This is a genomic window from Mycobacterium sp. (genome assembly GCF_008709575.1).
Classification (GTDB): domain Bacteria; phylum Actinomycetota; class Actinomycetes; order Mycobacteriales; family Mycobacteriaceae; genus Mycobacterium.
In genome coordinates, this window is the sequence record NZ_VYIK01000492.1 from 1 (window position 1) to 212 (window position 212).

1 protein-coding gene is annotated in these 212 nt (G+C 67.0%); it reads right to left on the reverse strand.

Annotated elements, in window-relative coordinates:
* A partial coding sequence (locus F6Q13_RS19765) for a beta-ketoacyl synthase N-terminal-like domain-containing protein (RefSeq protein ID WP_293060079.1) occupies positions 1–212 on the reverse strand: 212 nt, incomplete at both ends.

A 212-nucleotide genomic window follows, 5' to 3' on the forward strand; every position in this document is an offset into this window, starting at 1 on the left:
GTCGGGGTCGAAGAGCCCGGCCAGGTCCCATCCCCGATCGGCGGGAAAGTCCGATATCACGTCGCGGCCGTTGGCCACCATGTCCCACAGATCGTCCGGTGAATCCACCCCGCCGGGGAAACGACACGACATCCCCACGATCGCGATCGGATCGTCGCCGGTTGCCCGGGCGGCGGGTACCTGCTTGATTTCTCGCGGGACGCCGAGGAGTT